This is a genomic window from Streptomyces sp. NPDC005722 (assembly GCF_040630935.1).
Classification (GTDB): Bacteria; Actinomycetota; Actinomycetes; order Streptomycetales; family Streptomycetaceae; genus Actinacidiphila.
On record NZ_JBEXYN010000022.1, the window covers coordinates 74047 to 98963 of the forward strand.

The window sequence follows — 24917 nt, forward strand, 5'->3', positions numbered from 1 at the left end:
TCGTGTCATTCTCCGGATCGCGGTTCCTCTGCGGCGTGTACGGCGTCGAGGACACCCGGCAGCGCCCTCAGGAACGCGTCCACCTCGGCGTCACCGAGGATCAGCGGCGGGGCGAGCCGCACCGTGTCGGGTACGGCGGCGTTCACCAGGAGTCCGGCGTCCTGGGCCGCCTTCTGCACCTGCGCGGAGAACGGCCCGGTGAGCACGATACCCAGCAGGAGGCCCGCACCGCGCACGTGATCGACCAGAGGGTGGCCCAGCGCCTCGACGCCCTGGCGCAGTCGCTCGCCCTGGCGCTTGACGTTCTCCAGCACGCCCTCCTGGGCGATGGTGTCCAGGACGGCGAGCGCCGCGGCGCAGGCGACCGGGTTGCCGCCGAAGGTGGTGCCGTGCTGACCGGGCGTCAGGAGGTCGGCGGCGGGGCCGAAGGCGAGGGTGGCGCCGATGGGCAGTCCGCCGCCGAGCGCCTTGGCGAGGGTGACGACGTCCGGCTCGACACCCTGCGCCTGGTGCTCGAACCAGTGGCCGGTGCGGCCGATGCCCGTCTGCACCTCGTCCATGACGAGCAGGGTGCCGGTGGCGCGGGTGATCTCCCGCGCGGCGGCCAGGTAGCCGGCGGGCGGCACGATGACACCGTTCTCGCCCTGGATGGGCTCGAGCATCACCAGCGCCGTCTCCTCGGTGACGGCGGCGCGCAAGGCGTCGGCGTCGCCGTACGGCACATGGGTGACGTCACCGGGCAGCGGGCGGAAGGACTCCTGCTTCTTGGGCTGGCCGGTGAGCGCGAGCGCGCCCATGGTGCGGCCGTGGAAGGCGCCGTCGGTGGCCACCATGTGGGTGCGGCCCGTCAGGCGGCCGATCTTGAAGGCGGCTTCGTTGGCCTCGGCGCCGGAGTTGCAGAACAGCACGCGGCCGGGGCGGCCGGACAGCTGGAGCAGCCGCTCGGCGAGGGCGACCGTGGGTTCGGCGATGAAGAAGTTCGAGACGTGGCCGAGCGTCGCGATCTGCTCGGAGACGGCACGGACGACCGCCGGGTGCGCGGTGCCGAGGGCGTTGACGGCGATGCCGCCGAGGAGGTCCAGGTACTCGTTGCCGTCGGCGTCCCAGTACCGGGCGCCCTCGCCGCGGACCAGGGGCAGCCGCGGGGTGCCGTAGTTGTCCATCAGGGAGTCCTGCCAGCGCCGTGTGAGCGCCTCGTTCCCCTGGTTGCCGGTGCCGGTCATGCCCGTCCCCCTCCGTTGCGCGATGTGGTGCCGCGCGCGGCGTCGGCGCCGTCGGGCAGCACCATGGTGCCGATTCCCTCGTCGGTGAAGATCTCCAGCAGGATGGAGTGCTGGACCCGCCCGTCGATGACCCGGGCGGTGTGGACGCCGTTGCGCACCGCGAACAGGCACCCCTCCATCTTGGGCACCATGCCGCTGGACAGCTCGGGCAGCAGCTTCTCCAGCTCGCTCGCGGTGAGCCGGCTGATGACCTCGTCGCTGTGCGGCCAGTCCTCGTACAGGCCCTCGACGTCGGTGAGGACCATCAGGGTCTCGGCCCCGAGCGCGGCCGCGAGCGCCGCGGCGGCGGTGTCGGCGTTGACGTTGTAGATGTGGCCGTCGTCGGCGCTGCGGGCGATGGAGGAGACGACCGGGATACGGCCGTCGTCCAGCAGGGCCCGGATGGCGCCGGTGTCGATCTCGGTGATCTGCCCGACCCGGCCGATGTCGACGGCCTCACCGTCGATCATCGGGCGGTGCCGGGTGGCGCTGATGGTGTGGGCGTCCTCGCCGGTCAGGCCGACGGCCAGCGGACCGTGCAGGTTGAGCAGGTTGACCAGCTCGCGCTGCACCTGTCCGGCGAGCACCATGCGGACGACGTCCATGGCCTCCGGGGTGGTGACCCGCAGGCCCGCCTTGAACTCGCTGACCAGGCCCTGCTTGTCGAGCTGCGCGCTGATCTGCGGGCCGCCGCCGTGCACGACCACCGGCTTGAGGCCGGCGTGCCGCAGGAAGACGACGTCCTGCGCGAAGGCCGCCTTGAGCTCCTCGTCGACCATCGCGTTGCCGCCGAACTTGATGACGACGGTCTTGCCGTGGTGCCGGGTGAGCCAGGGCAGCGCCTCGATCAGGATCTGCGCCTTCGGCAGGGCGGTGTGCTTGCGGGCGCTCATGAGCTGTAGGCGCTGTTCTCGTGGACGTACTCGGCGGTGAGGTCGTTGGTCCAGATGGTCGCCGTCTCGGTGCCGGCGGCGAGGTCGGCGGTGATGTGGACCTCGCGGTAGCGCATGTCGACCAGCTCGCGGTCCTCGCCGACGGAGCCGGACTTGCAGACCCACACGCCGTTGATGGCGACGTTGAGGCGGTCCGGCTCGAAGGCGGCGGAGGTGGTGCCGATCGCCGACAGCACCCGGCCCCAGTTGGGGTCCTCGCCGTGGATCGCGCACTTGAGGAGGTTGTTGCGGGCGATGGAGCGGCCCACCTCCACGGCGTCGTCCTCGGTCGCGGCGTTGACGACCTCGATCTTGATGTCCTTGGACGCGCCCTCGGCGTCGCGGATCAGCTGCCGGGCGAGGTCGGCGCACACCTGCTCCACGGCGGCGGCGAAGGGCCCGGCGGCGGGGGTGACGCCCGAGGCGCCGGAGGCCATCAGCAGCACCGTGTCGTTGGTCGACATGCAGCCGTCGGAGTCGGCCCGGTCGAAGGTGGTGCGGGTGGCGGCGCGCAGCGCCCCGTCCAGGGCGGCGGAGTCCAGGTCGGCGTCGGTGGTGAGGACGACCAGCATGGTGGCCAGGCCCGGGGCGAGCATGCCCGCGCCCTTGGCCATGCCGCCGACGGTCCAGCCCTCGCCCTCGTGCACGGCGGTCTTGTGGACGGTGTCGGTGGTCTTGATGGCGATGGCGGCCTTCTCGCCGCCGTGGGCGGAGAGTTCGGCCGCCGCCTTGGCGACGCCCGGCAGCAGCCTGTCCATCGGCAGGCGCACGCCGATGAGCCCGGTGGAGCAGACGGCGACCTCCCCCGCGCTGTGCTCGAGGGCGTCGGCGACCGCCTCGGCGGTGGCGTGGGTGTCCTGGAAGCCCAGCGGGCCCGTACAGGCGTTGGCGCCACCGGAGTTGAGGACCACGGCGGAGACCCGGCCGCCGCTGACCACCTGCTCCGACCACAGGACGGGGGCGGCCTTGACGCGGTTGGAGGTGAACACGCCGGCCGCGGCGAGCCGCGGACCGTTGTTCACCACGAGGGCGAGGTCCGGGTTGCCGTTCTCCTTGATCCCGGCGGCGATGCCCGCCGCCGTGAACCCCTGTGCTGCCGTGACGCTCACTGTGTCGTCTCCTTGTGCGCTTCTGGGCCGGCGCACCGCAGGGGCGCGGCCTTCGCCGTGATGTCGGTGTGCGGGCCGGTCACCGGGGCCGTGCCGTGCCCGTCGGCGCCCGCGTCGCAGGGCGCGGCTCGCGTGAGCAGTTCGGCGACGGCACGGCGGGCGCGGGCGGCGGAACGGGGCGTCATGGCGCGACCCCCGCGGTGCTCAGGCCCAGCCCCTCGGGGAGGCCGAGCGCGATGTTCATGCTCTGTACGGCGCCGCCGGCCGTCCCCTTGGTGAGGTTGTCGATGGCGCTGACGACGACGACCCGGCCGGCGGCCTCGTCGTACGCCACCTGGATCAGCGCGGCGTTGGAGCCGTACACGGCGGCGGTGGCGGGCCACTGGCCCTCCGGCAGCAGGTGCGCGAACGGCTCGTCGGCCAGCGCCTTCTCGTAGGCGGCGCGGACGGCCTCGGCGGTGGTCCCGGGCGTGGCCTTGGCGTTGCAGGTGGCGAGGATGCCGCGGGGCATCGGCGCCAGCGTCGGGGTGAAGGAGACGGAGACCCGCTCGCCGGCCACGGCGGAGAGGTTCTGGACCATCTCGGGGGTGTGCCGGTGCGTGCCGCCGACCCCGTACGGGCTCATGCTGCCCATGACCTCGCTGCCCATCAGGTGCGGCTTGGCCGCCTTGCCCGCACCGGAGGTACCGGACGCGGCGACGACCACGACCTCGGGTTCCACCAGGCCCGCGGCGTACGCCGGGAACAGCGCGAGCGAGACCGCGGTGGGGTAGCAACCGGGCACCGCGATGCGCTTGGACCCCTCCAGCGCGGCACGGGCACCCGGCAGTTCCGGGAGGCCGTACGGCCACGTGCCGGCGTGCGGGGAACCGTAGAACCGCTCCCAGTCCGCGGCGTCCTTCAGCCGGAAGTCGGCGCCGCAGTCCACGACGAGCGCCGTGTCGCCGAGCTGCTCGGCGACGGCGGCGGACTGCCCGTGCGGCAGCGCGAGGAAGACGACGTCGTGGCCGGCCAGCGCCTGCGCGCTCGTGGCCTCCAGGACGCGGTCCGCCAGCGGCAGCAGATGCGGCTGCAGGCCGCCGAGGCGCTGCCCGGCGTTGGAGTTCCCGGTGAGCGCGCCGATCTCGATCTCGGGGTGGTTCAGCAACAGGCGCAGGATCTCCCCGCCCGCGTACCCGCTCGCTCCCGCCACCGCTGCCCGGAATGCCATGGACCCTCCTCTTCGATGGCATGACTATACGGCCCTCGGAACTTTTATGCAATGATTCCCGCTCCGACACCCTGCGGGATCATTCTCCTGCAGTCGACGCACGGGCCGTCGCGTCCCGCGGAGCCCCTCGTCGGATGCTCCATGAAGCTTCTGTGCCCTCCCGGGAACCGGGTCCTCCGGCCGGTGGGCCACGTGCACGGTCCAGGCGGCAGGGAAGGGACGGGCTCGTAGGTGAGGAGAACGGCGGAGCGCGGTGGTCGCCGGTGGAGCGGCGATCGTGTTCACGGGGGTGGCGGCGGTTCCGGTGCGGGCGGCGGAGGGCGGGGGCTCCTTCACCCTGGTCACGGTGAACGACGGGAAGCCGATCGTGATCGGGGACAAGGAGGAATGGCGGTACATCGACCCGCGGTATCCCGGCTTCGGGAACGAGGACGCCGGTGGCTGGAAAACTGCCGCTCGGCTCTTCCTTTCCGGTGACGCCCACGACACCGGCGGCGAGAACCTGCCGTTGCAGATCGCGTTACGCCGCGACCTTCTGACGCGCGGTGAGCGTCGGCCGGATCCGGGCAGCACGGTCCGTACCAGCAGCACCGCGTCCTGATCGACGCCCTCGGAGCAATCCACGACGGGGATTCCGGAGACCGCCCCGACCCCCCGACACGGCCTTCGAGCAGTGCGTCCCGTCCTGCGTGAAGAGCCGCCGGACTGTCATGGCGGAGGTGCCATCCCCCCGGTCACGATCGCCGGCGGGGCTTCCCGCGCTTCGCGGTGGGCCGGGGCGTCTTCGTGGACGCACGGCCGGACGACTTGGCGGTGGCGGGTTTGCGTCGCGCCGCCCCCTCCTCCGGGCGCTGCTTGCTCGACTGCGCCTGGGGCTGGGTTCGGCCGCGCGTGCTGTTGACGGTGCGGCCGCGCACGATGCCGATGAAGTCCTCGACGTGGTCGGTCGTCGTGTCCTCGCGCCAGGACAGGGCCACCCGCGACTGCGGGGCGTCGCTGACCGGGCGGTAGGTGAGGTCCCGGCGGTGGTGCAGGCGCGCCAGCGACTGCGGCACGACCAGCAGCCCCACGCCCGCCGCGACGAGTTCGACCGCGTCCCCGGTCGTGGCGGGCCGCTCGACGGCGGGCCGCCCGGGGAACGCCGACTCCGCCCAGTCCAGGGTGTCGTCGAGGGGGTGGAAGACGACGTCCTCGGCCAGGTCCGCCAGGGACACCTCTTCGGCCGCCGCCACGAGGTGGTCCTTGGGCACGACGACCACCGTCGTCTCGGTGTACAGGGGGATGGCGCTGAGGTCCGTCCGGTCGATCGGCAGCCGTACGAGGCCCGCGTCCGCGTCGAGGCCGCGGAGCTTCCCCGGGGCTTCGGCGGCCGTGACCATCACGAGCTCCAGCGGGACGTCCGGCAGCCGCTCCTGCCAGATCCGCACCCACTTGGCGGGGGTCACACCCGGGACGTAGGCGAGGCGGAACGAGGAGGGAGCTACCGAGCCGGTCATCCGGCCAGGCTACCCCGGCGCCGGTCGGGGGCCGCGCCGGCGCTCGATATCCTTGGGGCATGACGTCGCACCACTCCACCCAGACCATGAAGCCCGCCACCGCGGCGAAGAAGCTGGGTGTGTACCTCGAGGCCACCCCCACCGAGTTCAGGGAGGGCGTCGTCTCGCGCGACGAGCTGAACGCGCTCCAGGCCGACCCGCCCGAGTGGCTCCGGGAGCTCCGCCGCGACGGCCCGCACCCGCGCCCGGTGGTCGCCGCGAAGCTGGGCGTCTCCATCTCCGGCCTCGCCCGCGGCGGGGTCACCGAGGCGCTCACCACGGAGCAGATCGAGGCGCTGAAGCAGGACGCCCCGGAGTGGCTGCAGAAGGAGCGCGCCACCCAGGCCGAGGTCCGCAAGGAGACCGCCCGCCTCAAGGAGCGCGACGCCGAGCGCGCCCGCCGCGACGACGCCTGACGCCCCCCGCGACACCGCAGGCCGTCACCTGGGCGCGGCGACGCTTGGTCCGCTCCTTGGTGACGTGCCGTGCGCGGCAGCCGTTCGGAGTGGGAAGCGGCGCCGTACGCAGCGTGGCGGGCCGCCGTGTGCCGCCGGGCGTGCGGTGCCGCGCGGTGATCAGCGCGGCTTCGCGAACACGCCGACGCTCCGAAGCACCCGCACCGGCACGCAGCCGTCCGTCGCGCACGGCGCCGCAGGCGCCGGCGGCCCCTCGCGCCGCCTCCCGCACGCTGTGGGGCGAGGCTTTGGCGTCGCCGCAGGCGTCGGCCTTACCGACGGGGACAGGACACGCCGCCCCGGACTCGGCGCACAGCGGCCGGGCCCGGCGCCAGAACCCGTGAACGGCAGGAGTTCTGCGCGCGGCCGGTAGGCGCGCGCCGTGCCCGACCCGCAGCACGGCGGGTCCGCGTCCCGCAGCCGAGCCACGGAGCCGCGACAGCGTCCGCGACCTCCGCCCCGCACTCCCTCCCCCCGCTCCCCCGCACCCCCGCTCCCCGTGCACAAAGCGCGTCCCGGTCCGTTGACAGCTCGGAGGGCGCGTCGCAGACTCAGTGCCCGAACGGTCGATGAACGATAGTTCACTGTGCGAACGCAGATGTTCGCGCGCCAGAACAGGGGCTGCCATGACCATCTCCCGCGAACTGCTGATCGGCGGCAAGGACGTCCCGGCCGTCTCCGGACGCACGGCCGAGGACGTCAGCCCCTTCACCGGGGAGGTGTACGCGACCGTCGCCGCCGGGGGCGCCAAGGACGTCACGCGGGCGGTGGACGCCGCCGAGGCCGCGTTCCCGGAATGGGCGGCGCTCAGCCCGTTCGCGCGGCGCAAGATCTTCCTGACCGCCGCCGACCTCCTGGAGGCCCGCACGGAGCAGGCCGCCGGGATCATGGCGCTCGAGGCCGGGGGGACGCGTCCCTGGGCGTACTTCAACGTCGGGCTGGCCGCCAACATCCTGCGCGAGGTGGCCGCCGCCATCACCGCGCCGCGCGGCGAGGTGCTGAGCGCGCAGGAGGAGGGCGTCCTCGGCATGGCGGTGCGCGAGCCGGTCGGCGTCGTCGGCGCCTTCGCACCGTGGAACGCCCCGCTGATCCTCGGGGTGCGCGCGGTCGCCGCTCCGCTGGCGGCGGGCAACACGGTCGTGGTGAAGCCGAGCGAGGACGCCCCGGTGGCCTGCGGGCTGTTCGTCGCGGACGTGCTGCGCGAGGCCGGGCTGCCGGACGGCGTGCTGAACGTGGTGACCAACGCCCGCGAGGACGCCGCCGAGGTCGCGGAGGCGCTGATCGCCGACCCGAGGGTCCGCGTCGTCAACTTCACCGGCTCGACGGAGGTCGGCCGGATCATCGGCACGCACGCGGCGCGCCACCTCAAGCCCGCCGTGCTGGAGCTCGGAGGCAAGAACGCGATCGTCGTGCTCGACGACGCCGACGTGGACTACGCCGTCGACGCGGCCGTCTTCGGCGTCTTCCTCAACTCCGGGCAGATCTGCATGTCCGGTGACCGCGTCCTGGTCCACGAGAGTCTCGCCGAGGAGTTCACGGCCAAGTTCGCCGCCAAGGTAGGCACGCTGCCCTCGGGCGACCCCTCGCACCCGCACACCGTCATCGGGCCGCTGGTGAGCGAGGCCTCCGCGCGGCGCGTCGCCGCGCTGGTACGGGACGCCGTCGCCAAGGGCGCCACCGTGCTGACCGGTGGCGGCGAGCCGGAAGGCGCGGTGCACCCGGCCACCGTGCTGCGGGACGTGCCCAAGGACGCGGAGATCTACTACGGCGAGGCCTTCGGCCCGGTCGTCACCGTGACCTCCTTCGCCGACGACGACGAGGCCGTGGCCCTGGCCAATGACACCGACCACGGTCTGACCGCGGGTGTCATCACCGAGAACGGCACCCACGGGCTGGCCGTCGCCCGGCGGCTGCGCACCGGCATCGTGCACGTCAACGACCAGTCGGTGGCCGACGAACCGCAGGCGCCCTTCGGCGGCTTCAAGGCCTCGGGTCACGGCCGCTTCGGCGGCCGCTGGGGCCTGGAGGCCTTCTCCAACACCCGCTGGGTCACCCTGGCCACCCAGCAGGCGCACTACCCGTTCTGAACCCGCTGCGGAGGGCGTAGGGTCCGCGCATGGAAGATCCGCTCGGCGCGGCCCGCGCCCTTCTCGCCGACCGCTTCCCCGACGCCCTCGCCGGCTTCCTGGGCGGGTCGACCGCCCGCGGCGAGGGGACGGCGACGTCCGACCTGGACGTGGTCGTCGTCCTCGGCCCGCCCGCCGGGTGCCACGCGGAGTCGTTCGTGTGGGGCTCCTGGCCGGTCGAGCTCTTCGTGCACACCCCCGAGTCGGCCCGGGCCTTCATGGGCTGGGACCGCGACCGGGGCAGCGGCACGATGGCGTTCATGTGCGCGCGCGGCGCCGTCCTGCTCGACCGCGACGGGACCGCCGCCCGGCTGCGCGACGCCGCGGAGCGGATCCTCGCCGCCGGGCCGCCGGCGGTCACGGACGCGGCGCGCGACCACCGGCGCTACTCCGTCACCGACCTGCGCGACGACCTGCTCGGCGCGCGGGACGAGGACGAGCTCCTCGCCGTGGCCGCCGCCCTCCTCGACGGTGCCGCCGAGCTCCTGCTCGTCACCCGCGGCCACTGGCGCGGTGGCGGCAAATGGCTGCCCCGCCGGCTGCGCGAGGCCGACCCCGAACTCGCGGGCGTGCTGCTCGGCGGCTACCGCGACCTCGTCCGCGGCGGCCCGCCCGAGGAGTTCGCCGCGGTGGTGGACGTGGTGCTGGACGCCTGCGGCGGCCCGCTGTGGGCGGGCTACCGGCGCACCCCGGACCCGCGCGTTCTGGCGGAACTCGGCCTGCGGCCGGCCTGAGCCCCGGCCCGTTCCCGGGGGTGCGGAGCGGACGCCCGAACCTAGACTGGAGGGGCAAGGGCTGCGGACCGCCGAGTTCTCAGGAGGTCGACCGATGCACGCGAACAAGGGTGACCGGGTCAGGCAGCACGGGCGGGTCGTCGGCCAGCACGACAAGGTGGCCGAGATCGTCGAGGTCATGGGGCAGGGCGGCGAGCCGCCGTACCGGGTCCGTTACGACGACGGGCACGAGTGCATCCTGTCCCCCGGACCGGACTCGACGGTGGAGCACGGGCGGGGCGCGGCCCCCACCCGCTGAGCCGTCCCGTACGCGATCGTGCGGACCGCGGCCGTCGCTCCGCGCGGCCGCGGCCACAGGCGTGCGCTCCTACGCCCCCGGCCCCCGGCCGGGGGTGCGGACGCGCGTCGGGTAGTGGTCGGCGACGACCCGGGACATCGCCCCGATGGGGTCGGCGGCGACCTCCTTGGCGGAGAAGAAGACGTTGCCGAGCACCTGGGGATGGTCGCGGTCCAGGTCGAGGTGGCGGGAGAGCTCCCCCGGGTCCCGCCAGGCCGCCGCCTCGCCGGCGCCACCCGCGCGGTACAGGGCCTCGCCGATGTAGAGCTGGACGCCCGTGCCGTCGACGACGTCGGCCCACCAGGGCACGAGTGTGGCGTAGTCGGCCACGTCGAAGCCGATGTGCCAGTACACCTGCGGCACGACGTAGTCGATCCAGCCCTCGCGGACCCAGCCGCGCGTGTCGGCGTAGAGGTCGTCGTAGGTCTGGACCCCGCCGCGGGTGGCGGAGCCGCGGGGGTCCGTGCCGCGGTTGCGCCAGACGGCGAAGGGGCTGATGCCGAAGCGGGTGGCGGGGCGGAGCTCGCGGACGCGTGCGGCGGTCTCGCTGACGAGCAGGTCGATGTTGCCGCGCCGCCAGGACGCGAGGTCGGCGAAGTCCGCCCCGTACCGGGCGAAGGCGTCGTCGTCGGCGAAGTGCTGCCCTGCGACGGGATAGGGGTAGAAGTAGTCGTCCCAGTGCACGCCGTCGACGGGGTAGCGGCGGACGGCGTCGAGCATGGCGTCCTGCACGAAGCGACGGACCTCGGGGAGCCCGGGGTTGTAGTGGAGCTTGCCGCCGTACGCGACGGTCCAGTGGGGGTTGAGGCGGGCCGGATGGTCCGGGGCGAGGCGTCCCGGGTCGTCGTGGGTGGCGACGCGGAACGGGTTGAACCAGGCGTGCAGTTCCAGCCCCCGCGCGTGCGCCTCCGCGACGGCCGTGCCGAGCGGGTCCCATCCGGGGTCGCGCCCCTGCACCCCGGTCAGGTACTCCGACCAGGGCTCGTACGGGCTCGGCCAGAACGCGTCGGCGGTCGGCCGGACCTGCATGACGACGGCGTTCAGCCGTCGCTCGACGGCGAGGTCGAGGTAACCGAGGAGTTCGGCGTGCTGCTGACGGGCCGACAGCCCGCGGGCGGTGGGCCAGTCGCGGTTGGCGACCGTCGCCAGCCACATGCCGCGGAACTGCGCCGGCGCGCCGGGACCGCCCGCCGCCGCGGCCGGCGCCCCGGCCGTCCCCGCCCTCCCGGCCGTTCCCTCCGCCGCCCGCGCGGCCCCGCCGGCGGCCACCGTGCCGATCGCCCCGGCGGCGCCCGCGGCGAAGGTCCTGCGTGAGAGTCGGCGCACGGCTGTCCCCTGATTCCCCGTCATATCCATGTTTCGCCGATACTGGGTCGAACCGGCCCGTCCGGCAACCTACCGGGGCCGGAAGGGCCCGGGCGCGCGGCGGACGCGTCCGTCCCGTACGGCTCCCGCGTCGCCTCCGGCACACGGGTGTCACCGGGCGGCGCAGGACCCGGTCAGCGGGCGTCCGTGGCCGGCCGGGCGGCCCTCGCGGGGACCCGGACCGGTAGGCCGGCCGGGTGTAATGTCGAGCGGGCTGGTCCGGACCTCACGACGGTCCGGGTCTCCATCTCGCGATCAGGGAGAGGCTGGGCGTTGAACGACGACATCCGTTGTGTCGGTGTGGTGGGCTGTGGCCAGATGGGCGCGGGTATCGCCGAGGTGTGCGCCCGGGCCGGACTGGACGTCCGGGTGGCCGAGACCACCGGCGAGGCCCTGGAGCTGGGCCGCACCCGGCTGACGAACTCGCTGCACAAGGCGGCGGAGCGCGGCAAGATCACCGAGGAGGAGCGCGACGCGACGCTTGAGCGCCTCACCTTCACCACCGACCTGGGCGACTTCGCCGACCGCGACCTCGTCATCGAGGCCGTCGTCGAGAACGAGCAGGTCAAGACCGAGATCTTCCAGGTGCTCGACCAGGTGGTGACCCGGCGCGACGCGATCCTGGCCTCGAACACCTCCTCCATCCCGCTGGTGAAGCTCGCCGTGGCGACCTCCCGCCCGGAGCAGGTCATCGGCATCCACTTCTTCAACCCGGCGCCGGTGCAGAAGCTCGTCGAGCTGATCCCCGCCCTCACCACGGACGGCCAGACGCTGGTGCGCGCCGAGAAGCTCGTCACCGACGTGCTGGGCAAGCACCCGATCCGCGCCCAGGACCGCGCGGGCTTCGTGGTCAACGCGCTGCTCATCCCGTACCTGCTGTCGTCGATCCGGATGTTCGAGACCGGCATCGCCAGCCGTGAGGACATCGACAACGGCATGGAGATGGGCTGCGCCCACCCGATGGGGCCGCTCAAGCTCTCCGACCTGATCGGGCTGGACACCGTGGCCTCGGTCGCCGAGTCGATGTACGAGGAGTTCAAGGAGCCGCTGTACGCCGCTCCCCCGCTGCTCCAGCGCATGGTCGACGCGGGCCGGCTGGGCCGCAAGAGCGGCCACGGCTTCTACGACTACGTGTAGTTCGGCGTCCGCGCCGTCGTCTCCCGCCGCGCGTCGAGCCGGGCCAGTTCCGCCCTGGCCCGGGCCTCGACCGGGGCCGCGCCGACGGCGGAGCTGATCTCCAGCGCCTCGACCAGGGCGCCCCGGGCCGCCGCCGCCCGCCGCGGACGGCGCTCGGCGGCGCCCAGCACGATCAGCGTGCGGGCGAGGTCGATGGGCAGCGAACGGCCGCGCAGCCGCTCCGCGGCGGCCTGGATGCGGGTGACGCCCCGCTTGGAACGGCCCAGTACGCAGTCCCGCAGCCCCTCGGCACGGTCCAGGGCCGACAGCACGCTCGCGGAGGGCCGGACCCCGGCACGGCGGCGGGCCGCCCGCAGCACCTCGGCGGCCGAGTCCGTGTCACCGAGGATGACGGTCGCCTCGGCGAGGTCCCCGTACCAGCGCAGCATCACCGGGTCGGCGATGCCCATCGTCTCCCCCAGCCTGCGCACCTGACGCAGCGTCTCGACCGCGGACGTGGTGTTCTCCCGCCCCCCGGCCAGGAGTTGGGCCCGCCCGCGGACGCCCAGGGCCCGCAGCAGGAAGAGCTGGTCCCCGTCGGTCATGCAGGCCCGGATCGTACGGTCGGTGAGCTCCAGCGCGCGCTCCAGGCGCCCCCCGGCGGTCTCGGCGAGCGCGGCGGCGTACAGCACGGGCGGGGAGTCGTTCCCGGCCCGGACGGGCAGCACGGCGCAGCGGGCGACGTTGTCCAGGGCCTCGCGGCACCGTCCGGACCGCACCTGGATACGGACCAGTGCCACCAGCGTCGCGGCGGTCTCCTCAACGGAGGCGTACTCGCCGGTCCTGCCGAGGAGACGGGCCATCTCGTTCTCGGCGTCGGTGATGCGGTCGGCGTCGGCCGCCAGGATCGCCCGGGTGCGCACCAGTTCCCGGGCGCCGGGCCCGTCGGGCGGCACGGGGAGGGCGAACGCCTCGCCGAGCGCGGCCTCGGCGGCCTCCGCCTCGCCGTGCAGCGCGTGCAGCCGCGCGAGCAGCGCCAGGGCGGCCACACGGGTGTCGACGGCGTCCGGCCGGACCGCCATGTCGGCGGCGCGGCGGGCGTGGGCGGAGGCCTGCGCGGGCCGGCCGCCGATGAGGTGGCGCAGGGCGGCCCACTGGTGCAGCCGGGCCTCCAGTTCGGGGTGGCCCTCGGCCTCCACCAGGCCGTCCGCGATGAGACGGCCCGCGGCGGCCAGCGCCTGACCGGCGTTGCCCAGCATGGTCAGCCGGGCGAGCACGCGCTGCCGTGGCGAGGCGGCCTCGGCGAGCACGGTCTCCGCGGCGCGGTCGGCGTCGCCCCGCAGGCCGGCGTCGCTGGCGTACTCGGCGGCGGCCAGCAGCCGGTCGGCGCGCTCCTCCGGCCGGTCCTCGGGGGTACGGCGGGCCGCCAGGGCGGCCAGTTCGGCGGCGGTGGCGGGGGCGCCGCGGCGGCGGGCGGAGCCGGCGGCGGCCGTAAGCGTGGCCGCGGTGGTCTCGTCGGCGTGCGGGTGGGCCAGGGCCAGGTGCCGGGCCTGCTCCACGGGCTCGGGCACGACCTTGGACAGCAGCTTGTGCGCGGTGCGCCGGCCGTGCTCGGGGGCGTCGGTGTACACGGCGGCGCGGATCAGCGGGTGCTGGAAGCGAATCGTTCCCTCGGCGTCCGCCACGGCGACCCCCAGGGTCTCCGCGGTGCCCAGGTCGCCCTCCGGGTCCGGGACCCCCGCGGCCGCGAGCAGCGGCAGCGTGGGGCGGGCGGCGGCGCTGGCGACCAGCAGCGTCTGCCGTGCGGAGGCGGGCAGCAGCCGTACCCGGTCCAGCAGCAGGTCGCGCAGCCGCGGCGGCACGGAGAGCACGTCCCCGGCCTCGAACGGCGTGCCGTCCCGCAGCAGGGCGCGGCCGAGCTCCAGGGCGTACAGCGGGTTGCCCGCGGCCGTGTCCTGGACGGCACGCACCGCACGTTCGGGCAGCTCCGCCCCGGCGCCGTCCAACGCGAGCAGCAGCTCGGCCACGTCGCCGTCGGACAGCGGCGGCACCGGCAGCGCCGCGGTGCCCGGCGGGCAGCACCGCAACCCGAGCGGCTCCTCGCCCTCCACGACGCGCTCGGCGGCCAGGAACCGTACGTCCTCGCCCGGCGGGAGGCGGCGCAGCGCGAGCGACAGCACCTCGGCGCTCGGCGTGTCGAGCCACTGGAGGTCGTCGACGACGATCAGCACGGGGCCGGCCGCCGCGAGCGCCCGCAGCAGCTCCACGGCCGCGTCGCGCACGGCGAGCCGGCTCTGCGTCGCGACCGGCTCGTGCCCCCGCAGCAGCGCCGCCCGCAGCGCGGCACGGGGGCCCGCGCTCAGGGCGTCGACGTACGCCTCCGGCACGCGGGCGAAGAGGTCCATCAACGCGACGAAGGGCAGCTTGGCGTCCTCCTCGACGGGGACGGCCCGCAGCGCGAAGCCTTCCGGCGGGACCTCGTCGGCCAGCACCGCGAGCAGGGCGGACTTGCCGATCCCGGCCGCTCCGTGGAGCAGGACGCCCGGACCCGCGGTCAGCTGTGTCCGGGCTTGGTCGAGGATCTCCCGACGCCCGATGAGGGACGGCATATGCTCATGACAACGTTTGGCCAACTGCCTTGTCAATGGCCGCGTGTTCGGCTGCGCCGTGCCGCCCGGTGGTTGTGTGCGGGTGCGTCGTGGTTTCTGTTGGGGCTCTTTCCCGCCCTCCCGCCCGATTGCCCGGCGCGATTGGTGCGGGCCTCGCACCTCGTTGTGGGGTCGGCGCCGCGCCGGCGCACGTCCTCAACGCTCGCGGTTTACCCCCACATCATTCGGCACCGCACTTAACCGCTCGTCGTCTCCGGGCGCACCCCGACACACCCCCTCCCGAGGTATGGGCGCACGACGGCCGGTGGGGGGGGTATGGGGGCGGTCCGGGGTTGGCGCACGTGACTTGCTGAACCCCCACAGCCCCGCCGCTCAAGCCCACGTCACCGGGTCCGCCGCTCGTCCTTCCCCGGCCTTCGGCCAGGGGGAGCACCCCGACACACCCCCTCCCGTCGTATGAGCGCATCACGGCAGGTGGGTGGTCAGAAGGCAGTCCGGGGGCACCGCGTGCGCAGTCTGAACGCCTCATCGGACGTCATGCATCAGCACAGGGCGGGTTAACGGGGGGGGAGGTGCTGCTTCTCCGGCCGAAGACTGGGCGACGCGAGCGGCGGACCCAGTGCTGAATGATGCGGGCTTGCGCCGTGGCGTCGTGGGGTCAGAGAACGGTTCGGGGCGCGCTGGACCGCCCCCATACCCCCCCACCGGCCGTTGTGCGCGCAAACCGGCCGGAGGGGGTGTGGCGGGGTGCGCCCGGAAACGACGAGCGGCGAACGCGGCGCCCAAGGATGTGGACGTAAACCGCGAGCGTTGAGGACGTGCGCCGGCGCGGCCCCGACCCCAACACAACGTGCGCAGGCCCGCACCTACCGCGCCGGGCAAACGGGCGGGAGGGTGGGGGAGAAACCGCAACCCCAGCCACAAACAACCCGCACACGACAACGGGCCGCAACCACGGACCCCGGTCAGGCAACCCCGTCGGGGTCGGGCAGGAGCACCACACGGTGCGCCTCCACCCCCGCCCCCACCCCCCTGTCGCACGCCGCGACGACCGTGATCCCCGCCGCCGCCACACGCCGCAGCTCGCTCCACGCGCCGCGGCTGATGACGGTCGTCGTGACGGAAGGGCCCCGGCTCCACGGCGCGTTGTTGAGGGCGAGCTGCAGCGCGGACCGCTGCGGCCCCGGCGGCCCGACCACGGCGATGAGTTCTCCGGTGGGCGTGGACAGTTCGGCTCCGGTGACGGTGGGGGTTGCCATGCCTGCCCCTCTCCTCGTTCTGGCCGGTATACGAGCAATGGGTGTTTTGCTCGGAGTCGATCCAGGTTTACCAAGGATTGGGCGCCATCAAGGGCGCGGCACTCCGGGAACCCCGGTTGCGGTACGGGCGGGGTCGGCCTGAACGCAGGCCTGGGCGGGCACCCTCGGGGCGTCCCGGTGGAGCACGAGCAGCGCCATGTCGTCGGTGAGCCGCCCCCGCGTGTGCCGCAGGAACGAGGCGCGCACGGCGTCGACCAGGGCACGCGCCGACAACGCGCCGCCGTGGGAGGCCGTCCGGGCGGCCCCTTCGAGGGCCGGCAGCAGGGGGAAGAACTCCCCGGCGCCGTCCCGGCCGTCCATCACGCCGTCGGTGTGCAGGAACAGCGCCTGGCCGGGCAGGAGTTCCCCGCAGGGGACGGCCTTCGCGTCGGGACCGGGGTCGAACAGGCCGAGCGGCGGGAACGGTTCGCCGGCCTCCAGCGGAAGGGCGCTCGGCTGCCCGGGGCGGTCGGGGCAGAGCCGGTACGGCTGCGGATGGCCGCAGTTGATGACCTGGACGCCGCAGTCCTCGTCCAGTTCGAGCAGCATCAGCGTCACGAACTCCTCGGCGGCGTGCGGCCGCCCCAGCAGGTGCCGGTGGAGCGCGCGGTCCAGGCGGTGGAGCACGCCACCGAGTTCCGGTTCGTCGTGCGCGGCCTCGCGGAAGCTGCCGAGCAGCGCGGCGACGGTGCCCATGGCCTCCAGGCCGTGGCCGCGTACGTCGCCGATGACCGCGCGCGTCCCGTAGGGCGTGGCGAGCACCTCGTACAGGTCGCCGCCGACGCGGGCGCCGCGGCTGGCGGAGAGGTGGTCGCCGGCCACCGCGAGGCCGCCGACGCGTGGCGGCAGCGGGGGCAGGAGGACGTGCTGGGCGGCGACGGCGACCTCCCGGGTGCGGTCGAGTTCGGCGGCGAGGCGGCCCCTGCGGTCGGCGAGCCGGAAGGAGACCACCAGGACGGCGAGGACGGCGACCTCGGTGCCGAGCCGCTGCCCGGTGTCCGGCACCGCGACGGCCGCTACGGCGAGACCGCCGCCGGCGAGGACGCAGCGGCGGCGTCCCGTGCCGGCGCAGGCGATCACGGGGGCCGCGACCGCGGCGGGCGCCCACTGGACTCCCCCGGGCATCGCGTACACCAGACCCAGCACCGCGGCCACCCACAGACCGGGAAGCGACAGGATCGCCAGCCCCCGTGCCCTGTTGCCGCTCCGGCGGATCACCGCCCTGGGTCGGATCATGCCTCGGGGCTCCCCCTGAAGCCGTTGACGCGGTGGGCGACGACACAGCCCCCGCGTCGAGTGGGCCCTGGTTCCGATCGATTGTGGCGACTCGGCGCGACGAACCCGATACCCAGCGGAATCATTTCACCCGATCGGACTACGTGACCGCCGGAACGCCGAAGGGGCGCCCCCGGCGGACCGGGGACGCCCCACGAGCGAGGCGAGGGCTCAGGCGCCGCGCAGGGCCGCTCCCGTGCGCTCCGCAGCGGCGGCGACGGCCGCGTCCCGGGCCGCGGAGGCCTCCTCCGCGGTGAGCGTGCGGTCCGGGGCGCGGAACCGCAGGCTGTACGCCAGCGACTTCCTGCCCGCGCCGATCTGCTCACCCGTGAAGATGTCGAACAGCCGCAGCGATTCGAGCAGTTCGCCGGCGCCGGAGCGCAGGGCGCCCTCCACCTCGGCGGCCGGGACGGCGGCGTCCACGACCAGGGCGACGTCCTGGGTGGCCACCGGGAAGGCGGACACGCGGGGCGCGACGACCGGGCCGCCGGAGGCGCGCTCCAGGCGGTCGAGGTCGATCTCCATGGCGGAGGTGCGCTCCGGCAGGTGCAGTGCCTTGGTCACCCGGGGGTGCAGCTCGCCGGCGTTGCCGACCAGCACCTCCTCGCCGTCGACGACCGCGAGGAGCGCGGCGCAGCGGCCCGGGTGGAAGGGGGCCTGCTGGTCCTGGCGGACGATCAGCTCGACCCCGGCCTCGCCGGCGACGACCCGTCCGGCCTCGACGGCGTCGGCCCACTGCGTGGGACGGCCCTGGCCCCACCAGCCGGCCTGCTCACGGGCACCGGCCAGGACGACCGCGACGCGCCGCGGCTGCCGCGGCAGGGCGGCGTCGAGCGCGGCGATCTCGGCGTCGGTCGGGCGCCGGTCGACGGGCAGCCGCGGGGGCGCGGGCTCCTCGCCGCTGGGGCGGAAGACCAGGCCGGTCTCGAAGAGCGCGAGGTCGTGCGCGCCGCGTCCGACGTTGCGGCGCAGGGCGCCGAGCAGGCCGGGGAGCATGGTCGTGCGGAGCGCGGGCTCCTCGTCCGACAGCGGGTTGGCCAGCTTGACCGTGATGCGGCGCGGGTCGTCCGCGTCGAGGCCGAGCTGGTCGAAGACGGCCTCGCCGAGGAACGGGTAGTTCTGCACCTCGACGTAGCCGGCCCCGGCGAGCGCCCGGCCGACCCGGCGGCGCAGCTTCTGCGACTCGGTCAGACCGCGGCCCGAGGGCAGGTTCGGCAGGGTGGAGGGCAGGTTCTCGTAGCCCTCCAGCCGGATGACCTCCTCGGCGAGGTCGTTGGGGTCGCGCAGGTCGGGCCGCCAGGACGGCACGGTGACGATCAGCTCGTCGGCGCCGTAGACGTCGCAGCCCACCTGCTGCAGCCGGCGCACCACGGTCTCGCGGCCGTACGCCATGCCGGCCACCTTGTCCGGGTGGTCGGCGGGGATCGTGATGGTGTGCGGCGCGGAGGGCGCGATGACCTCGGTGACGCCCGCGTCGGCGGTGCCGCCCGCGAGCAGCACCAGCAGGTCGACGGTGCGCTGCGCGGCCGCGGACGCGGCCTGCGGGTCCACACCGCGCTCGAAGCGCTTGGACGCCTCGGAGGAGAGCTTGTGGCGGCGCGCGGTGCGGGCGATGGCGACCGTGTCGAAGTGCGCGGCCTCGATGACGACGTCGGTCGTCGAGGCGCCGGTGTCGTCGATCTCGGTGTTGGCGCCGCCCATGACACCGGCCAGGCCGATCGGCCCGCGGTTGTCGGTGATCACCAGGTCCTCGGCGTCGAGGACGCGGACCTGGCCGTCGAGCGTGGTCAGCTTCTCACCCGGCTGCGCCCGGCGGACGCCGATGGCGCCCTCGATGCGGTGCCGGTCGTACGCGTGCAGGGGCTGGCCGAGCTCCAGCATCACGTAGTTGGTGACGTCCACGGCGAGCGAGATCGGGCGCATGCCGGCCTTCTGCAGCCTGCGCTGCAGCCAGATCGGCGAGCCGGCCTCCGGGTCCAGCCCGGTGACGGTGCGCGCGGTGAAGCGGTCGCAGCCGACGGGGTCGGAGACCTTCACCTCGTAGCCGTAGGAGTTCGGGCCGGGCACGTCGAGCAGCGCCGGGTCGCGCAGCGGCAGGCCGTAGGCGATGGCTGCCTCGCGGGCGACGCCGCGCATCGACAGGCAGTAGCCGCGGTCGGGGGTGACCGCGATGTCGAGCACCTCGTCGACCAGTTCCAGCAGCTCGACGGCGTCGGTGCCGGCCTCGTGCTCCGGCGGCAGGACGATGATGCCGTCGTGGTCGTCGCCCATGCCGAGCTCGCGGGCGGAGCAGATCATGCCGTGCGAGTTGCGGCCGTAGGTCTTGCGCGCGGAGATCTCGAAGTTCCCGGGCAGGACGCCGCCGGGGAGGATGACGACGACCTTGTCGCCGACGGCGAAGTTGGTCGCGCCGCAGACGATCTCCTGCGGCTCACCGGTGCCGTTGGCGGTGCCGACGTCGACGGTGCAGAAGCGGATCGGCTTCTTGAAACCGCTCAGCTCCTCGATGGTGAGCACCTTGCCGACCACCAGCGGGCCCTTGAGGCCGGCGCCGAGCTGCTCGACGGTCTCGACCTCGAGACCGGCGGAAATGAGCTTGGCCTGGACGTCGCGGCCGGACACGCCGGCGGGCAGGTCGACGTACTCCCGCAGCCAAGAAAGCGGGACCCGCATCAGATCTCCATCCCGAACGGAAGGGTGAAGCGCACGTCACCCTCGACGATGTCTCGCATGTCCTCGACGTTGTGACGGAACATCAGCATGCGCTCGATGCCGAAGCCGAAGGCGAAACCGCTGTACTTCTCCGGGTCGACGCCGCAGGCGGTGAGCACCCGGGGGTTGACCATGCCGCAGCCGCCGAGCTCGATCCAGCCCTCGCTGCCGCAGGTGCGGCAGGGGCGGTCCGGGTCGCCGACGGACTCGCCGCGGCAGACGTAGCAGACCATGTCCATCTCGGCGGACGGCTCGGTGAAGGGGAAGTAGTTCGGGCGGAGCCGGGTGGTGATGTCCTCGCCGAAGAGCGACTGGACCATGTGGTCCAGGGTGCCCTTGAGGTCCGCCATGGTCAGGCCCTCGTCGACGGCGAGCAGCTCGACCTGGTTGAACACCGGGGTGTGCGTGGCGTCCAGTTCGTCCGAGCGGTAGACCCGGCCGGGGCAGATCACGTAGACCGGCGGCTCGCGGTCGAGCAGGGAGCGGATCTGCACCGGGGAGGTGTGCGTGCGCAGCACGACGCCGCTCTCCTCCGGGCCGGAGCCCGCGGGCTTGTCGCCCTCGACGAAGAAGGTGTCCTGCATGGTGCGGGCCGGGTGGTCCGCCCAGATGTTGAGGGCGTCGAAGTTGAACCACTCCGCCTCGACCTCGGGGCCCTCGGCCACCTCGTAGCCCATGGCCACGAAGACGTCCTCGATGCGCTCGGAGAGCGTGGTCAGCGGGTGCCGGGCGCCGCGCGGGACACGGTCGTACGGCAGCGTGACGTCCACCGCCTCCTCGACCAGCACGCGCTCGTCGCGCTCGCCCTCCAGCACCTCCTGCCGGGCCTTGAGCGCCTGGTTGACCGCGCCGCGGGCCTGGCCGACGCGCTTGCCGGCGTCCGCCTTGGCGTGCGGCGGCAGTGCGCCGATCTCACGGTTGGCGAGGGCGAGCGGCGAGCGGTCCCCGGTGTGGGCCACCTTGACCTCGCGCAGCGCGTCGAGGTCGGCGGCCTCGGCGATCGCGGCGAGCGCCTCGTCGCGCCGGCGCTCGATCTCTTCCGGTTTCAGTGCCTCGACCTCGACAGGGTCGTACGACTTGTTCGGTGCCGACATTTCTTCCCGTTCCGATGTGGGTGGTGGCGTGGCCGACCTGCCTGCCCGACCGCTGAATGCCAAGGGTCGAGTCTATCGGGGCCACGGGGAAAGGCTGGTCACGCCCGTCGGGGCCGGTGGATCACCACGCGATGCTCAGGCCGTGAAGGCCGGCGCCCCGACGGGCAGGGTAAATCGGAACTGGGCGCCCTTGCCGGGCGCGCGGCCCACGGTGATCGTGCCGCCGTGGGCCTCGACGATGCCCTTGACGATGTAGAGCCCCAGGCCCGTGCCACCGCGTTTGCTGCCCCGCCAGAAGCGGGTGAAGACGCGGTTCATGGACTCCTCCGGGATGCCGGGTCCCTCGTCGCTCACGGTCACCGCCGTTCCGGACCATCCGCGCTCGCGCGGCGACGACGAGGGTGCTACGTCAATGGTGACAGTTCCCTCGCCGTGGCGCACGGCGTTTTCCAGCAGGTTCCCCAGGATCTGGTCGACCTTGTCGGGGTCGGCCCACAGCGACGGCAGTGCCCCCGTGACCCGTACGGCGAAGCGGTCCGCGGGCTGTCCTGCGGCGACGAGGGCGTCCACGTGGCGCCGCACCGCCGCGGCGATGTCGACGGGCTGGCGGCGCACCTCCAGGCGGCCGGAGTCGATGCGGGAGATGTCGAGCAGTTCGGCGATCAGCCGGGTGACGCGGTTGGCGTCGGCGTGCACGGTCTCCAGCATGAGCTTCTTCTGGTCCTCGGTGAAGCGTTCCCACTTCGCCAGCAGGGTGGCGGTGAAGCCCTTGACGGAGGTGAGCGGGGAGCGCAGCTCGTGCGCGACGGTGGCGATGAGCTCGGCGTGGCTGCGCTCGGTGCGCCGCCGCGCCTCGGTGCCGCGCAGCGCGACGACCAGCCGGCGCACCGGCCCGGTGGGGTGGTCGCGGACGTACCGGGCGGAGACCAGCACCTCGCGGCCGCCGGGGAGCAGCAGGTTGCGCTCGGGCTGCCCGGTGCGGGTGGCCAGTCCCCGGTACGGGTCGGTCAGCTGCCACCAGCGGCGTCCGTCCAGGTCCTCCAGGGGCAGCGCCTGCTCGATGGGGTGGCCGAGGACGTCGGCGGGGTCGAGCGCGGTGATCCGGGCGGCGGCGGCGTTGAAGCAGCGCACGAGGCCCTGCTCGTCGGCGACGACGAGGCCGTCCGGCAGCTCGTCGGCCGTGACGCCGAGTTCGGTCAGGACAGTCGGCCAGCCCTCCGGCGCGCTCGGCGGCGTACCGCCGGTCGTCCTGACGTCCATCCCCGTAACCCCCTCTCCAGGGCGGTCCCCGAGGGCGTCACATTACTAGCTCAGTGTCACGGAGCGGCACCCTCCGGGAGCACGCTGCGCGCGGGCGGAGGCGTAGAGGCACACGGCGGCGGCCGTGGCGAGGTTGAGGCTCTCGGCGCGGCCGTGGATGGGGACGCGCACCACCTCGTCCGCGAGTGCGCGGGTCTCCTCCGGCAGGCCCCAGGCCTCGTTGCCGAAGATCCAGGCGGTGGGCCCGCCCATGGTGCCCTCGTCGAGTTCGGCGTCGAGGTCGCGCTCCCCCGCGCCGTCGGCGGCGAGCAGCCGCACACCGGCCGCGCGCAGGCCGTCCACGACGGTCTCCATGGGGACGCCGACGGCGACCGGGAGATGGAAGAGGCTGCCGACGGAGGCGCGCACGGCCTTGGGGTTGTACAGGTCCACGGAGGCGTCGGTGAGGACCACCGCCTCCGCCCCGGCGGCGTCCGCGCAGCGCAGCACGGTGCCGGCGTTGCCGGGGTCGCGTACGTGGGCGAGGACGGCGACGAGCTTCGGCCGGGCGCGCAGCACCTCGTCGAACGGGGTGTCCAGGAAGCGGCACAGGCCGATGATCCCCTGCGGGGTGACGGTGTCCGACATCTCGGCGACGACCTCGTCGGTCGCGGTGAGCACGGGCACCCGGGCGGCACGGGCCGCAGCGACGATCCCCTCGTGCCGGGCGGCGGCCTCGGGGGTGACGTAGACCTCGACCAGGTGGGCCATCGCCTCGCGCACGGCCTGCGGTCCCTCGGCGAGGAAGCGCCGCTCCTTGCCGCGGAAGCTGCGCCTGGCCAGGCGCCGCGCGGCGACGACGCGGGGGGATCGCAGGGAGGTCAGCTCGGGGCCGGGCATGGGGGGTGCACTCACTTCGGGTCGTGGTCCGGCCGGAAGCGCGGCGGCGGCGCTCCGGAACACAGCACGGACCCGCAGGCACGGGGCCTGCGGGTCCGGAGGAGCGTGGGTCAGGCCGCCTTGGGGGCGTTGACGTCGCTCGGCAGGGCCTTCTGGGCCACCTCGACCAGCGCGGCGAACGCGTTGGCGTCGTTCACGGCCAGCTCGGCGAGGATCTTGCGGTCCACCTCGACGTTGGCGGCCTTCAGACCCTGGATGAAGCGGTTGTAGGTGATGCCGTTGGCGCGGGCAGCGGCGTTGATGCGCTGGATCCACAGCTGACGGAAGTCGCCCTTGCGCTTCTTGCGGTCGTTGTAGTTGTAGACGAGGGAGTGGGTGACCTGCTCCTTCGCCTTGCGGTACAGGCGGGACCGCTGGCCGCGGTAACCGCTGGCCTGCTCGAGGATCGCCCGGCGCTTCTTCTGGGCGTTGACTGCCCGCTTGACGCGTGCCACTAGATAACTCCTTCTAAGGGACCGTGGGGGTGCTCACACGGCCCGAAAACGAATGGGTCCCGGTCCAGCATCGCGCCCCCTGGGGAGGGGGCGTGACGTCACTTGCCGAGAAGCTTCTTGATCTTCTTGGCGTCGGGCTTGGCCAGGACGACAGTGCCGGTGAGGGCACGGGTCTTCGTCGACGGCTTGTGCTCAAGCAGGTGGCGCTTGCCGGCGCGCTCGCGGACCACCTTGCCGGAGCCGGTGATCTTGAATCGCTTGCTCGCACCGCTGTGGGTCTTGTTCTTCGGCATGCGCCGTAGTCTCCTCGTCGCTGGCCCTCCCGTCCGCCCGGGGGCGGACGGAGAGCGTCAGTCCTTCATTGCGTCACCCGGAGGGGAACTCCGGGTCCTGGCAACGCCGTCAGACGGCGTCAGCTGGCATCGGCGGGAGCGTCCTGCTCGTCGTGCTCGAGGTCGTCCCCGAGCTCGTGCTCCTGCTCCTGCTCGTCGGGGTCCTTCGGCAGGCGACCGGCCTTGCGGGCGGCCTGCGCCTCGCGGGCCTCGGCCATCGCCTCGGTCTTCTTCTTGTGCGGACCGAGAACCATGATCATGTTTCGGCCGTCCTGCTTCGGCGAGGACTCCACGAAGCCCAGGTCCTGGACGTCGTCGGCGAGCCGCTGCAGCAGTCGGAAGCCCAGCTCCGGGCGCGACTGCTCACGACCGCGGAACATGATCGTGATCTTGACCTTGTCGCCCTGCTTGAGGAACCGGACGACATGACCCTTCTTGGTGTCATAGTCGTGCGGATCGATCTTCGGCCGGAGCTTCATCTCCTTGATGACCGTGTGCGCCTGGTTCTTGCGCGCCTCACGGGCCTTCATGGCCGACTCGTACTTGAACTTGCCGTAGTCCATGAGCTTGCAGACCGGCGGGCGTGCGGTCGCCGCCACCTCGACCAGGTCGAGGTCGTACTCCTGCGCAAGCTCCAGTGCCTTGGCAAGCGGCACGATGCCGACCTGCTCGCCACTGGGACCGACGAGTCGCACCTCGGGGACGCGAATCCGGTCGTTGATGCGGGGCTCGGCGCTGATGGGGCCTCCTCGGTAGCACCACGCGACTGACTGGATCGACAGC

The 24917-nt window shown here is 73.6% G+C and carries 23 protein-coding genes; 6 read left to right on the plus strand and 17 right to left on the minus strand.

The annotated features are described in order from the left end of the window. Positions 1-5: 5 nt before the first annotated feature. The 5 genes from ABZ479_RS24270 to argC are packed head-to-tail and all read right to left on the minus strand — an operon-like array spanning position 6 to position 4513. On the minus strand, positions 6-1223 hold the full coding sequence (locus tag ABZ479_RS24270; protein WP_500463524.1) for an acetylornithine transaminase: 1218 nt from the start codon (positions 1221-1223) through the stop codon (positions 6-8). Further along, on the minus strand, positions 1220-2155 hold the full coding sequence (gene argB / locus ABZ479_RS24275) for an acetylglutamate kinase (protein ID WP_500463525.1): 936 nt from the start codon (positions 2153-2155) through the stop codon (positions 1220-1222). Before argB ends, ABZ479_RS24270 begins: the two co-directional genes overlap by 4 nt. Beyond that, positions 2152-3303, minus strand: a complete 1152-nt coding sequence (gene argJ / locus ABZ479_RS24280) for a bifunctional glutamate N-acetyltransferase/amino-acid acetyltransferase ArgJ (protein WP_500463526.1) — start codon at positions 3301-3303, stop codon at positions 2152-2154. Before argJ ends, argB begins: the two co-directional genes overlap by 4 nt. After that, positions 3300-3488, minus strand: a complete 189-nt coding sequence (locus tag ABZ479_RS24285) for a hypothetical protein (RefSeq protein ID WP_499603463.1) — start codon at positions 3486-3488, stop codon at positions 3300-3302. Before ABZ479_RS24285 ends, argJ begins: the two co-directional genes overlap by 4 nt. Further along, a complete protein-coding gene (gene argC / locus ABZ479_RS24290) occupies positions 3485-4513 on the minus strand; it encodes an N-acetyl-gamma-glutamyl-phosphate reductase (RefSeq protein WP_499603464.1) in 1029 nt (342 codons plus the stop codon). Before argC ends, ABZ479_RS24285 begins: the two co-directional genes overlap by 4 nt. Positions 4514-4790: 277 nt before the next feature. On the opposite strand from argC, the gene ABZ479_RS24295 reads away from it, so the two are divergent. Next, the gene (locus tag ABZ479_RS24295) at positions 4791-5114 is read left to right on the plus strand and encodes a hypothetical protein (RefSeq protein WP_500463527.1); all 324 of its coding nucleotides are present in this window, start codon (positions 4791-4793) and stop codon (positions 5112-5114) included. Between the two features lie 133 nt (positions 5115-5247). Here the strand turns inward: ABZ479_RS24295 and ABZ479_RS24300 are convergent, their stop codons facing one another. Continuing rightward, a complete protein-coding gene (locus ABZ479_RS24300) occupies positions 5248-6009 on the minus strand; it encodes a LysR family substrate-binding domain-containing protein (protein ID WP_500463528.1) in 762 nt (253 codons plus the stop codon). 59 nt (positions 6010-6068) lie between these two features. Between ABZ479_RS24300 and ABZ479_RS24305 the strand changes: the two genes are divergently transcribed. The 4 genes from ABZ479_RS24305 to ABZ479_RS24320 all read left to right on the plus strand — a co-directional run bounded on the left by ABZ479_RS24305 (position 6069) and on the right by ABZ479_RS24320 (position 9661). After that, a complete protein-coding gene (locus ABZ479_RS24305; protein ID WP_500463529.1) occupies positions 6069-6464 on the plus strand; it encodes a DUF5997 family protein in 396 nt (131 codons plus the stop codon). A gap of 665 nt (positions 6465-7129) precedes the next feature. Continuing rightward, entirely contained in the window at positions 7130-8590 is a 1461-nt protein-coding gene (locus ABZ479_RS24310) for an aldehyde dehydrogenase family protein (RefSeq protein ID WP_500463530.1), read from the plus strand. Between the two features lie 29 nt (positions 8591-8619). Continuing rightward, a complete protein-coding gene (locus ABZ479_RS24315; RefSeq protein WP_500463531.1) occupies positions 8620-9363 on the plus strand; it encodes a nucleotidyltransferase domain-containing protein in 744 nt (247 codons plus the stop codon). 94 nt (positions 9364-9457) lie between these two features. Next, complete coding sequence (locus ABZ479_RS24320) at positions 9458-9661, plus strand: DUF1918 domain-containing protein (protein ID WP_329188854.1); 204 nt, start codon at positions 9458-9460, stop codon at positions 9659-9661. Positions 9662-9730: 69 nt separating this feature from the next. Here the strand turns inward: ABZ479_RS24320 and ABZ479_RS24325 are convergent, their stop codons facing one another. Next, positions 9731-11050, minus strand: a complete 1320-nt coding sequence (locus tag ABZ479_RS24325; RefSeq protein ID WP_500463575.1) for a glycoside hydrolase family 10-like protein — start codon at positions 11048-11050, stop codon at positions 9731-9733. Between the two features lie 288 nt (positions 11051-11338). Here ABZ479_RS24325 and ABZ479_RS24330 point away from each other — a divergent pair, with 288 nt between their 5' ends. Next, on the plus strand, positions 11339-12202 hold the full coding sequence (locus ABZ479_RS24330; RefSeq protein ID WP_499603474.1) for a 3-hydroxybutyryl-CoA dehydrogenase: 864 nt from the start codon (positions 11339-11341) through the stop codon (positions 12200-12202). Here the strand turns inward: ABZ479_RS24330 and ABZ479_RS24335 are convergent. From ABZ479_RS24335 to infC, 10 genes are all read right to left on the minus strand, one after another. After that, on the minus strand, positions 12193-14790 hold the full coding sequence (locus ABZ479_RS24335) for an AAA family ATPase (RefSeq protein WP_500463532.1): 2598 nt from the start codon (positions 14788-14790) through the stop codon (positions 12193-12195). The genes ABZ479_RS24330 and ABZ479_RS24335 overlap by 10 nt on opposite strands. A gap of 965 nt (positions 14791-15755) precedes the next feature. Further along, entirely contained in the window at positions 15756-16049 is a 294-nt protein-coding gene (locus ABZ479_RS24340; protein ID WP_500463533.1) for a hypothetical protein, read from the minus strand. 87 nt (positions 16050-16136) lie between these two features. Continuing rightward, entirely contained in the window at positions 16137-17324 is a 1188-nt protein-coding gene (locus ABZ479_RS24345; RefSeq protein WP_500463534.1) for a PP2C family protein-serine/threonine phosphatase, read from the minus strand. 210 nt (positions 17325-17534) lie between these two features. Next, positions 17535-20036 (minus strand): phenylalanine--tRNA ligase subunit beta, encoded by a 2502-nt coding sequence (gene pheT, locus ABZ479_RS24350; RefSeq protein ID WP_500463535.1) that lies wholly within the window; start codon positions 20034-20036, stop codon positions 17535-17537. Continuing rightward, positions 20036-21169: a phenylalanine--tRNA ligase subunit alpha gene (gene pheS / locus ABZ479_RS24355; protein ID WP_499603492.1), complete on the minus strand. Its 1134-nt coding sequence runs from the start codon at positions 21167-21169 to the stop codon at positions 20036-20038. The genes pheT and pheS overlap by 1 nt, the downstream gene beginning before the upstream one ends. A 135-nt stretch (positions 21170-21304) precedes the next feature. Further along, positions 21305-22429 carry a sensor histidine kinase gene (locus ABZ479_RS24360; protein WP_500463536.1) on the minus strand — a complete coding sequence of 375 codons (1125 nt, stop codon included), beginning with the start codon at positions 22427-22429 and terminating at the stop codon, positions 21305-21307. Positions 22430-22474: 45 nt separating this feature from the next. Next, positions 22475-23308, minus strand: a complete 834-nt coding sequence (locus ABZ479_RS24365; RefSeq protein WP_499603496.1) for a TrmH family RNA methyltransferase — start codon at positions 23306-23308, stop codon at positions 22475-22477. A gap of 110 nt (positions 23309-23418) precedes the next feature. Beyond that, complete coding sequence (gene rplT / locus ABZ479_RS24370) at positions 23419-23802, minus strand: 50S ribosomal protein L20 (RefSeq protein WP_018564305.1); 384 nt, start codon at positions 23800-23802, stop codon at positions 23419-23421. A 98-nt stretch (positions 23803-23900) separates the two neighbouring features. Next, the gene (gene rpmI, locus ABZ479_RS24375) at positions 23901-24095 is read right to left on the minus strand and encodes a 50S ribosomal protein L35 (RefSeq protein ID WP_319135076.1); all 195 of its coding nucleotides are present in this window, start codon (positions 24093-24095) and stop codon (positions 23901-23903) included. Between the two features lie 119 nt (positions 24096-24214). Then, a complete protein-coding gene (gene infC, locus ABZ479_RS24380) occupies positions 24215-24910 on the minus strand; it encodes a translation initiation factor IF-3 (RefSeq protein WP_499603888.1) in 696 nt (231 codons plus the stop codon). Positions 24911-24917: the final 7 nt, after the last annotated feature.